Raw genomic sequence first — 11089 nt, 5'->3', positions numbered from 1 at the left:
GTGGGGGGCGCAGTCGCCCCGGCCGCCCCCCCCCCCCGCCAGCGGGCTGAGGCGGGGCGGGTGGCCCGGTACGCGCCGGCCCAGCAACCTCTGGCCCGCGGCCGCAGGTTTGCCCGGGGGGGCGGCGCCGATGTGTTCGCGAAGCTTTTCGACCGAGCCGCCGACCGGGACGGCCGGCGGCTCGACTGGAGTGGGTGTCATCGACAGATCAGAGCGCGTCGAGGCTGGTCACAGCGCGTCAAGGCTGGTCATAGCGCGTCAAGGCCGCGTTCGCCGGTGCGGACCCGGACCACCTCGTCGACCGAGGTCACCCAGACCTTGCCGTCGCCGATCTTGCCGGTGCGCGCCGCCGTCACCACGGCGTCCACGATCTTCTCGACGTCGATCTCGTCGGTGACGACCTCGACCTTGATCTTCGGCAGGAACTCGACCGTGTACTCGGCACCCCGGTACACCTCGGTGTGTCCCTTCTGCCGTCCGTAGCCCTGCACCTCGCTCACGGTCAGTCCGGTCACCCCCAGCGCGTGCAGGGCCTCCTTCACCGCATCGAGCTGGTAAGGCTTGATGACCGCGGTCACCAGCTTCATGCTCAGTCCCTCCATCGGAGAAGTCATAAGGGAGATTAACCGGCGACCTTCTGGCTCGCGTCGGCCTTGCCGTCCGCGTCCACCTCAGTGGGGGCCGACGAGCCCAGGCCCGCCATGGCGAAGGCGCCACCGCCACCACCACCGGAGGGCGTGAAGTCGTACGGCGTCTCACCGTGGTCGGAGATGTCGATGCCACTGACCTCGGCGTCGGTGTCGACGCGGGCCAGCTTCACGGCCTTGAGGATCCGGGCCAGGATGTAGGCGACCCCGAACGAGAAGATCGTGACGGCGCCCGTGCCGACGAACTGCCGCCAGAGCTGGTCGAGGCTGCCGCCGTAGAAGAGCGACTTGTGGGTGACCAGCGAGTTGACGCCGGAGCTGGCGAACAGGCCGATCCACAGCGAGCCGATCCAGCCGCCGACGAAGTGCACGCCGACGACGTCGAGCGAGTCGTCGAAGCCGAACCGGTACTTCAGGCCGACCGCCAGGGCGCAGAGCACGCCGGCGACGATGCCGAGCAGGACCGCGGCCATCGGCGGAATGTAGCCACAAGCCGGGGTGATGGCGACCAGGCCGGCCACCGCACCCGAGGAGGCGCCGACCATGGTCGGCTTCTTGTCCCGGATCCACTCGACCAGGCACCAGCCGACGAGCGCGGCGGCGGTGGCGAGCTGGGTGTTGACGAAGGCGGTCGAGGTCACGAAGTCGACGGTCAGCTCGGAGCCGGCATTGAAGCCGAACCAGCCGAACCACAGCAGACCGGCACCGAGAGCGACGAACGGCACGTTGTGCGGCCGCATGTTCTCCCGTGGCCAGCCGACCCGCTTGCCGAGCACGATGCATACCGCGAGAGCGGCCGAACCGGCGTTGACGTGCACCGCGGTACCGCCGGCGAAGTCGAGAGCGCCGAGGTTGACGCCGATCCAGCCGCCGCCCCAGACCCAGTGCGCGACCGGGACGTAGACGATGGTGAACCAGCCGACCGCGAAGAGGATCCAGCCGCTGAACTTGAAGCGGTCCGAGAGCGAGCCGCTGATCAGGGCCACCGTGATGATCGCGAACATCATCTGGAAGGCCATGAAGACCATTGTCGGAATGCCGGTCTTGCCCCAGATCTCGGTCTGCCAGCTGGTGCCGGTGCCCATGTACTGGCTGAAGCTGCCGAGGACCTTGTTGACACCGGAGCTGCCGTTGGTGCCGAAGGAAATCGAGAAGCCGTAGAGAGCCCAGAGAATCGAGATGATCCCGATGCAGCTGAAGCTCATCATCATCATGTTCAGGGTGCCCTTGGACCGGTTGAGGCCACCATAAAACAGAGCCAGACCCGGGGTCATGAGCAAAACGAGCGCAGACGATAAAAGCAACCAGGCGGTATTGCCGGTGTCGATATCCACGCTGCCTCCTCTTAAGAAGTTAGGTGTCCTCACCACACGACCTAGGAGGCGGCGTCGCCTGTCGGCCGGTTCGTGGCGGAAGCCTTCCGGTCGGAGGTTTCACGCACGGTCTACGCGCGATTTCCGGCGCGTGACGGCTTGTTTCGTACGTGTGAAGAAAAGCGCACAGCCTCTCAGCGGAGGGCGTACTCCAGCGTGTGCCGCTCGTAGTCGAGAAGCCGCAGGTCACGCATAGGGCGGCGAAGGTGGCCCTTGTGCACGATCCGGACGAAAGCCGGGTCGCCGGCCGCCGCCATGCGCCGGATGCCCTCGACGTGGTCGACGATCCGCTTACGGATCGTGCGCACGAGGCGGTGCCGGTCGCGGGGGATCAATCCGTATGCGTCGGCGAACAACCGCAGCCGGCGCGGCCGGTTGGGCCGCTTCCAGCCCAGCGTGTACGAATCCCGGTCGCTGAACAGCGGCACCCAGGTCCACGCCGCGTAGGCCACGTCGTAGATGCGCGCGCCGGGCGAGGCCAGGTCGAAGTCGATCAGGGCGAGCGTGCCGTCCGGCCGCCAGACCACGTTGTGCGGGGCGGCGTCGTGGTGACAGATCACTTCCGAGTCGGCCGGCGGCGGCCCGAACGAGCGCCAGACCGCACCCGGCGGGGGCACGAAGCCGTATTGCGCGTCGTGGAACATCCGAAGCATCGTCGCGACCGTGACCAGCGCTTCTTCGGTCACCCAGTGCGGGGCGAGCGGGTATTCGCCGCACTCACCGTCGAGGTAGGTCAGTACCTCGCGGCCCTTCTCGTCCATGCCCAGCGCGCTCGGCGAGCCGGTGAACCCGACCCGCTGCAGATGGTTGAGCAGCGCGTGCACGGCCGGCGTCCACGGGCCGGCGTTGCGCCGGACGGTGTCGCCGATCCGCGAAACCGTGCTGACGTTGCCGCCGTGGAGCGGGATCTCCCGCACCGGCTCCTGCGTCACCCACGGCCTCCCCTGTTGTCGCCCGAAGAACTGGTTCGTTCGAGATTACGCGTCGCTGCCAAGCAACGCCTCGACGAACGCGGCCGGCTCGAACGGCGCCAGGTCGTCCGGACCCTCACCCAGACCCACCAGCTTGACGGGAATGCCCAGCTGACGCTGCACGGCGATGACGATGCCGCCCTTCGCGGTGCCGTCGAGCTTGGTCAGCACGACGCCGGTCACATCCACCGCTTCGGTGAACACCCGGGCCTGCGACAGACCGTTCTGTCCGGTGGTCGCGTCCAGGATCAGCAGCGTCTCGTCGACCGGGCCGTGCTTCTCGACCACCCGCTTGACCTTGCCCAGCTCGTCCATCAGGCCGACCTTGTTCTGCAGGCGGCCCGCGGTGTCGATCAGCACGGTGTCGATGCCGGTGTCGATGCCCCGCTTGACCGCGTCGAACGCCACGCTGGCCGGGTCGCCGCCCTCGGGCCCGCGCACGGTCTCGGCGCCGACCCGCTCGCCCCAGGTGGCCAGCTGCTCGGTCGCGGCGGCCCGGAACGTGTCGGCGGCGCCGAACAGCACCGTCCGCCCGTCGGCGATCAGCACCCGGCCGATCTTGCCGCAGGTGGTGGTCTTGCCGGCCCCGTTGACGCCCACGACCAGCACGACCGCCGGCCGGCCGTCGTGCGGCGCGGTCTTGAGCGAGCGGTCCAGGCCGGGCTCGAGGGCCTCGGTCAGCTCCTCGGCCAGCTGCTGGCGCACCTCGGTCACGCTGCGTGTGCCGAGCACCCGCACCCGCTCGCGCAGCCGCTCGACGATCACCTGGGTGGCCTCGACCCCGACGTCGGCGGTGATCAGGCTGTCCTCGATCTCCTCCCAGTCGTCGTCGGTGAGGTGGTCGCGCGACAGCACGCTGAGCAGGCCGCGGCCGAGCGTGCTCTGCGACCGCGACAGACGGGCCCGCAGCCGCACCAGACGCCCGGCGGTCGGCTCGGGAGTCTCGAACTGCGGCCGGGGCTCTTCGACGACCGGGGTCTCGACCAGCGGCGGAAGCTCCTCGACCGGGACCGGGGCCGCTTCGGACGGCGGCCGCTCGATGACGGTCGTGCCGGCCGCCGGCGGGGGCGGCAGCTGCCGGCGTCGCATCCGGGGCACCACGAGGCCCACGGCGCCGACCACCAGCACGACGAGGAGGATCACTGCGGCGACCACGTATTCCATAGCCGAAATCCTGACAGATGTCTCGCCCGTCCGTGGCGTCGCCCGCTCCAGTGGCGACATCCGGCACATCTGACGCAGGATGTAGACCCCCGTCACGCTCCTGCAGGGAGGGCTCTCCCCCGATGGCCGACCAGTGACCGCACACCTGCTCATCGGTCCCGTGCTGCGGCGCGTGACCGGCACCACGGCCACCATCTGGGTCGAGACCACGGCGCCGGCCACGGTGCGGGTCGAGGCCGGGAGCGGCGCCTCCGGCTCCGCGCCGACATTTTCGGCGTACGGGCATCACTACGCGCTCGTGATCGTCGACGGCCTGCCGGAAAACGCGTCCACCGCGTACGAGGTGCTGTTGGAAGACCGGCCGGTCTGGCCGCCCCCGGAATCTCCCTATCCGCCGTCGGTGATCCGCACCACCGACCACCGGGCGGGAAACGTGCGGCTGATCTTCGGGTCGTGTCGCGAAGCGACGCCGACGGCGACCGGCCGCAGCCTGCCCCCGGACGCGCTCGACGCCTACGCGCGGCGCCTCATGGCCGCCCCCGACGACCCGGACTGCCGCCCCGACCTGATCGTCCTGCTCGGCGACCAGGTCTACGCCGACGAGACCTCGGCCAAGGTCAGGAAGTTCCTGCGCCGGCGCCGCCGCGACGGCCACCCCGGGCCGGACGACCAGGTGGTGAGCTTCGACGAATACACCAAGCTCTACCTGGAATCGTGGCGCGACCCGGAGATCCGCTGGCTGCTCTCGACCGTGCCCAGCGCGATGATCTTCGACGACCACGAGATCATCGACGACTGGAACACCTCGGAGTCCTGGCGCACCGACATGGCCACCACCCCATGGTGGGCCGAGCGCATCGGGGCCGGCCTCGCCTCCTACTGGGTCTACCAGCACCTCGGCAACCTCGGGCCGGACCAACTGGCCGCCGACCCGCTCTACCAGAAGGTGCTGGCGGCCGGCGACGCCACCGAACTGCTGCACGACTTCGGGCGAGCGGTCGACGACGGCGGCCGCGGCTACCAGTGGAGTTACGCCCTCGACCTGGGCCGCACCCGGCTGGTGATGCTCGACAACCGCTGCAACCGCGTGGTCACGCCGGGCCGCCGCGAGATGCTGCCGGCCACCGAGTGGAACTGGTTCCTCGACCAGGCCCACGGCGACTACGACCACCTGGTCGTCGGCTCGTCGCTGCCCTGGCTGATGCCGCCGGCCATCCACCACCTCGAGGCGTGGAACGAGCGCACCGCCGACTCGCCCCGCCCGCGGGTGGCGGCCCGGGCCGAGAAGCTGCGGCGGGCGTTCGACCTGGAACACTGGGCCGCGTTCGGCCGGTCGTTCGAGGCGATGGGTGAGCTGTTCCGGCGGCTCGGCGAGGGCAGTGCCGGCGACCGGGTGGGAGCCGGCCCGGCCTATGCGGCACCGGCCTCGATCAGCGTGCTCTCCGGAGACGTCCATCACTCGTACGTCGCCCGCGTCGACTTCGGCACCCCGGTGACCACGCCGGTCTACCAGCTGACCTGCTCGCCGGTGCACAACCAGGTGCCCGCGTTCATGCGCCCGCTGATGCGTTTCAGCTGGTCCCGGGCGGCCGCCAAGGGCGTCCGGGGCCTGGCGAAGTCGGCCGGCGTGCCGAAACCGGCCTGGACCTGGAAGCGCGAGGCCGGCCCGTACTTCGGCAACGCGGTCAGCACGCTCCGGCTGGCCGGGCGCGCCGCGACCGTACGCGTGGAGGGCACCACCAAGCAGGGCGACCTGTTCGAGGTCGCCACGGTCGACATGAATCCGGATGCGGCGGCCGGCGGCGACCGGCAGGATGGCCCTCGATGACTACCTGGACCGCGCCGCAGGCGCACCGCGAGGACGAACTGAAGACCGGCCCCGAACGCGCCGTGCTGCAGAGCTGGCTCGACTGGCACCGGCAGACCCTGCTGACCAAGTGCGCCGGCCTGACCGCCGAGCAGCTCAAGACGGCGAGCGTGCCGCCGTCCAACCTCACCCTGCTCGGCCTGATCCGGCACATGACCGAGGTCGAACGTTCCTGGTTCCGCGACCGGGTCGCCCACGAGACCGCCGAGCCGGTCTACTTCACCGAGCAGCAGCCGGACGCCGACTTCGAGAACCTGGCCGACGCCGACGCCGAGACCGACTACGACCGCTTCCTGGCCGAGCTGAAACTGGCCGACGCCGCCGTGGCCTCCCTGCCGCTCGAACAGGAGTTCCAGCATCGGATGACCCGCAACCTGCGCTGGGTCTACCTCCACATGATCGAGGAGTACGCCCGCCACAACGGCCACGCCGACCTCCTCCGCGAGCGCATCGACGGCGCCACCGGCGATTAAGCCGGCGCGGCGAAGGCTCGCAGCAGAGTCGCGACGGCCGCGGCGAGGTCGGCGCGGTTCGCAGCCGTGCCCGGCGGCGCCGGGGCGTCCCGGTAGCCCGCGCCGGCCAGCCGGGTGAACAGCAGGCCGTCGATGCAGGCCACGAGATGCTCGCCGTCGCGCTCCGGATGCGGTGCCCCGGCGGCGGCGAGCATGGCCCGGGCCTGCGCGCGGGACGGGTCGCCGTGTTCCAGGATCGTGCGCAGCTCCGGATGGTGGGTCGCTTCGAGCAGGCACGCATAGCGGGCCAGCGCGCGGTTGCGGGCCGTGCTCATCCACCGGTCTAGGACGATCGCGATGCCGGCCGCCACCGCGTCGATGTCGTCGAGGACGATCGCGGGCGCTTCGGCCTCGCCCGGCAGCTGGTTGGCGTCGAGGTCGGCCCGGTCGAGGTCGGCGATCCGGCGCACTACCGCCTCGATCAGCGCCTTCCGGGTGCGGAAATAGGCCGACGTGGTGCCCTGCGGCAGGCCGGCCCGGGCGTCGACCGCCCGGTGGGTGAGGCCGCGCATGCCGAGCTCGGCCAGCACGTCGATGGCGGCGTCGGTCAGCACCGCGAACCGATCGGTCGGCATCGTGCGGTCACCACCTCCTTCTACAGCTGTAGTATGGCGTTCTACACCTGTAGAAGGGCGGCGTCATGACGCGAACGGCAGTGATCGTCGGCGGCGGCATCGGCGGGCTGGCGGCCGCCATCGGCCTGCGCCGCACCGGGTGGGAGGTGACCGTTCTGGAGCGCGCCCCAGCCCTCCGCGCGGTCGGAGCCGGCCTCGTGCTCCAGGCCAACGGCCTGCGCTGCCTCGATGCTCTCGGGATCGGAGAGCAGGTGCGGGCGGACGGCCACGACGACGTGACCGGAGGCACCCGGCGCTCGGACGGCCGCTGGCTGGCCCGGATCAGCGCCGGCGAGCTGGAACACGCACTCGGCACACCGGCGATCGGCATCCACCGCGCCGACCTCCACGCGATCCTGCTCGACGCCCTTCCGCCGGGCACCGTCGTCACCGGCGCCCAGGTCGTGAGGGTCACCGCGGAGGGCGAGGTCACCTACCGGGAACACGGCACGAACCGCGAGGCGGGAGTCGGCGCCGACCTGGTGGTCGGGGCCGACGGCATCCGCAGCGCCGTACGCGAGGCGCTCTGGCCCGAGGCGGCCGCCCCGGTGTTCGTCGGGGTGACCGCGTGGCGCGGCATCACCCCGGTCTGGCCACACGATCTCACCGTCGGCATCAGCTGGGACCGCGGTGCCGAGTTCGGCATCGTGCCGCTCGCCGACCGCCGCGTCTACTGGTTCGCCGCCCTCAATGCCCCGCCAGGCGAACCGCGCGGCGACGAGAAGGCCCGGGTGCGGGCCCGTTTCGGCCCCTGGCACGACCCGATCGCCGCGCTGATCGACGCCACCGCGGACGTCCTCCGCGACGACCTGGCCTGCCTGGACACGCCGCTGACGACGTACGTGAAGGGCCGCGTCGCGCTGCTCGGCGACGCCGCCCACGCGATGGTCCCCAACCTCGGACAGGGTGCCAACCAGGCCCTCGAGGATGCCGTCGTGCTCGCCGCCGTCGCCGCCCGGCCGGACGGTCTCGCGCTCTATGACCGCGCCCGCCGACCTCGCAGTCAGCGCGTCGCCAAGGCCTCGCGCGCGGCGGGCCGCTTCGGGCAGGAACTGTCCAGCCCGGTCGCCGTGGCCGCCCGCAACGCGGCCATGCGCCTCATCCCGCCCCGGCTCGCCCTGAGCACGATGGTCCGGTTCGCCGACTGGCGTCCCCCGGACCTCGGCTGAGCAGGCCCGGCCGGCCCGAAGCCGGCCGGGCCCGTGAGCTCAGTAGCGCGGGCGCCGGGGACCGAATCCCGGCGCCGGAGCCCGCCCGTGAGCACCGGCCACGGCCGACGGGCCGGCCGGACGCGGCGGCTTACCCGGGCTGAAGACCCACGCGGTGAAGAACCCGCTCAGGTCACGCTTGGCCACCCGGCTCGCCAGGACGGCGAAGTCGTGGCTGGTGCCGTTGCCACCCGCCTTCTGGACCGTCCACGCCTTCAGAATCTTGAAGAAGGTGCTGTCGCCGACCGTCATGCGCAGCGCCTGCAGGGCCAGGGCGCCACGGCCGTACGTGTTGTCCATGCCGTTCACGCCCTGGTCGTCCAGCGCGCCGCTCCAGGTCGGATCGTCGGCGGGCAGCTCGTCGTACGCGAAGTCGAAGAACTGCTGCGCCGTCTGCACGCCCTCGTGCTCGTTCCACAGCCACTGGGCGTAGGTGGCGAACCCCTCGTTGAGCCAGATGTCCTTCCACTGCTCGATCGACACGCTGTCGCCGAACCACTGATGGGCCAGCTCGTGCACGACCGTGCTGGTGGTGTTGTCCTGGTCGTAGAGGAACGTCGAGCTGTAGGTGGGCCGGGTCTGGGTCTCCAGCGCGAAGCCGAAGTCGGCGTCGCTGAAGATGCCGCCCGAGGTGCCGAACGGGTAGGGCCCGAAGTTCTGGGCCAGGAACCGCAGGATCTCGGGCTCCCGGTCGAGCGCGTTGTGCGCGATCTGCCCCTCGGCCCGCATCGGCAGCTGATCGACGGTGACCGAGCGCCATGTCGTCGGGTTGGCCGGGCTGCCGGCCGGCGCGGCGGGGGTGCTCCACGGGTCGTCGCCGGTCTCGAACGAGGTGCTGCCCGACCCGGTCGAGACCTGGACGTCGTCCAGGTAGATGCCGGTGCGCTGGGTGTGCCCGTCAAACCCGGTCGGCTTCGCGGTCACGTAGGTCAGCGCGATCTCCACCGTCCGGCCGGCGTACGCCCCGAGGTCGACCTGCCAGTTCAGCCACTCCCCGCCGTAGTTGGCCGACGACTCGGCGTTCCAGCTGCCCGTCGTCCCGTTCGGCGCGCAGGTGCCGTCCGCGTTCCTGGTCAGGTAATGGGCGAGGAACGGGTGGGTGTCGAACGCGAGGCACATGTTGCCCGCCCAGTCGCCGGTGTATCCGGTGGAGTCGGGCAGCGTGGTCCAGTCGTCCTGGCCGACGGTGTGCGCCTCGACCATGAAATAGCCGGTGTCGGCCGCCTCGGCGTCCACGTCGAAGCCGAGGGTGGCGCCGCCGGCCGGCACCGCGATCGTGTGGGTCAGCCGCTTGTAGGCCGGGATCTCCGCCCCCGACCAGGCCAGCCGCTGTCCGGTGGCGGGCGCGGCGACCGCCGGCCCCTCCAACGACTTGGCGACCGCGTCGGTGATCTGGACGCCGTCCTCGCGGTAGGCCTTGACGCTGTACCTGCCGACCGAGATCGTCGCCAGGTAGGACGCCATCGGATCGGTCGCGTTCCAAGTCCACGTCGTGGTCTTGTCCGCGTGGGCCGCCCGGCCGGCCAGAGAGCCGTTGGCGACGACCGAAAGACCGTCCGGGACGGTCACCTCGAACGTGTACGCGGCCTTGTCGCTCGGATGATCGTTGACCGGGAACCAGGTCGCGGCCGCGTGCGGCTCGCCCGCGACGGTGACCCCATCGGCCGTACGCAGGAAGCCGGACGTCCCGATGTACGGATCATCGATCGCCTGCGGCCGCCCGTCGTAAGTCACCACGGTCGTGAACGCGCCTCCGGAGCGCAGGCCGGCCGCCGGCGTGATCACCAGCTCGTTGCCGTCGCGCCTCCACCCGGCGGGCCGCCCGTCGACGATCACCGATCGCACGGTGAGCCCGTCGAGATCGAGGTCGTACGAGGAGAGGTTCTGGGTCGCCCGCGCCGCGATCGTCGCGACGCCGCGCAGGTCACCGGTGGCCGGTTGATAGCCGAGGTCGAGCCCGTAGTGCCGGACGTCGTAGCCGCCGTTGCCGTCGAGCGGATAGTAGGAGTCGCCGATGCCGGAGGCGCCGGGCGTGAAGAGAATCGCGGCCAGCAGCGCCGAGGCTGTTCGCATCATGCCTATGTAGACGTAAGGCAGGCACCCGGGTGTGGCATCAGGGCAATTCAAGAGCCTTGCGCAGATACGGCAGGTGCTGCGGCCCGGTCCAGCGGTACGCCGACATGCCGGCTGCCCGGGCGCCCCGCACCGCGCGGTCGTCGTCGTCGACGAACAGGATGTGCTTGGGCTGCTCGCCGATCAGTTCGGCGGCGCGGGCGAAGTATTCCGGGGCCGGCTTGTGGATCTTCAGGTCCCAGGAGTTGATCACGACGTCGATCTCGCCGGTCAGCTCCAGCCGTTCCAGGTCGGCGCTGAGCAGGTCGGTGGCGTTGGTGGCCAGCCCGACCTTGCGCCCGGCGGCTCGCACCTCGCGTACGAAAGCAAGCGCCTCCGGATCGACCTCGCCGCGGTAAGCCTGCCACTCGGCGACCGCCGAGGCCGCGTCAGCGGGCTCGAGCGGGAGCCGCGACGCCACCATCCGCATCCAATCCGCGTGGGTGATCTCGCCGGCCATGGCCGGGCGGTAGATGTCCCACTCCATCGCGGTCTCGAGGAACGCGGCCGGCTTGAGGCCGTACTTCAGCTCGACCGCGATCATGGGCGCGGGGTCCCACCGGCGCAGCACCCCGTCGAAGTCGATCAGCAGGGCCCGGGCCGGGTCGCGCTGCGCCACAG

General features: G+C 70.8%; 10 protein-coding genes. 3 read left to right on the top strand and 7 right to left on the bottom strand.

From position 1 onward, the window contains the following. Positions 1-248: 248 nt before the first annotated feature. From AB0M88_RS28175 to ftsY, 4 genes are all read right to left on the bottom strand, one after another. Complete coding sequence (locus tag AB0M88_RS28175) at positions 249-587, bottom strand: P-II family nitrogen regulator (RefSeq protein ID WP_364107369.1); 339 nt, start codon at positions 585-587, stop codon at positions 249-251. Between the two features lie 35 nt (positions 588-622). Then, entirely contained in the window at positions 623-1981 is a 1359-nt protein-coding gene (locus AB0M88_RS28170) for an ammonium transporter (RefSeq protein WP_364107357.1), read from the bottom strand. Positions 1982-2154: 173 nt separating this feature from the next. After that, positions 2155-2952 carry an aminoglycoside phosphotransferase family protein gene (locus tag AB0M88_RS28165; protein ID WP_364107355.1) on the bottom strand — a complete coding sequence of 266 codons (798 nt, stop codon included), beginning with the start codon at positions 2950-2952 and terminating at the stop codon, positions 2155-2157. Positions 2953-2997: 45 nt separating this feature from the next. Beyond that, entirely contained in the window at positions 2998-4155 is a 1158-nt protein-coding gene (ftsY, locus tag AB0M88_RS28160) for a signal recognition particle-docking protein FtsY (protein WP_364107353.1), read from the bottom strand. A 133-nt stretch (positions 4156-4288) separates the two neighbouring features. Here ftsY and AB0M88_RS28155 point away from each other — a divergent pair, with 133 nt between their 5' ends. Then, positions 4289-5983: an alkaline phosphatase D family protein gene (locus AB0M88_RS28155; protein WP_364107351.1), complete on the top strand. Its 1695-nt coding sequence runs from the start codon at positions 4289-4291 to the stop codon at positions 5981-5983. Continuing rightward, positions 5980-6495 (top strand): DinB family protein, encoded by a 516-nt coding sequence (locus AB0M88_RS28150; RefSeq protein WP_364107349.1) that lies wholly within the window; start codon positions 5980-5982, stop codon positions 6493-6495. Before AB0M88_RS28155 ends, AB0M88_RS28150 begins: the two co-directional genes overlap by 4 nt. Here AB0M88_RS28150 and AB0M88_RS28145 read toward each other — a convergent pair. Then, complete coding sequence (locus AB0M88_RS28145; protein WP_364107347.1) at positions 6492-7109, bottom strand: TetR family transcriptional regulator; 618 nt, start codon at positions 7107-7109, stop codon at positions 6492-6494. The two genes, AB0M88_RS28150 and AB0M88_RS28145, sit on opposite strands and share 4 nt — an antisense overlap. A 65-nt stretch (positions 7110-7174) precedes the next feature. On the opposite strand from AB0M88_RS28145, the gene AB0M88_RS28140 reads away from it, so the two are divergent. Beyond that, positions 7175-8317, top strand: coding sequence for an FAD-dependent monooxygenase (locus AB0M88_RS28140; RefSeq protein WP_364107345.1), 1143 nt, complete (start codon positions 7175-7177; stop codon positions 8315-8317). Positions 8318-8356: 39 nt separating this feature from the next. Here the strand turns inward: AB0M88_RS28140 and AB0M88_RS28135 are convergent, their stop codons facing one another. Continuing rightward, the gene (locus AB0M88_RS28135; protein WP_364107343.1) at positions 8357-10432 is read right to left on the bottom strand and encodes a M1 family aminopeptidase; all 2076 of its coding nucleotides are present in this window, start codon (positions 10430-10432) and stop codon (positions 8357-8359) included. Between the two features lie 37 nt (positions 10433-10469). Continuing rightward, positions 10470-11087: an HAD-IA family hydrolase gene (locus tag AB0M88_RS28130; RefSeq protein WP_364107341.1), complete on the bottom strand. Its 618-nt coding sequence runs from the start codon at positions 11085-11087 to the stop codon at positions 10470-10472. Between the last annotated feature and the right edge of the window lie 2 nt (positions 11088-11089).

Origin of the sequence: Actinoplanes sp. NPDC051411 (genome assembly GCF_040682075.1) — a bacterium.
GTDB lineage: Bacteria > Actinomycetota > Actinomycetes > Mycobacteriales > Micromonosporaceae > Actinoplanes.
Note: the sequence above shows the minus strand (reverse complement) of the source record. Positions and strands in the feature narration are given on the sequence as shown.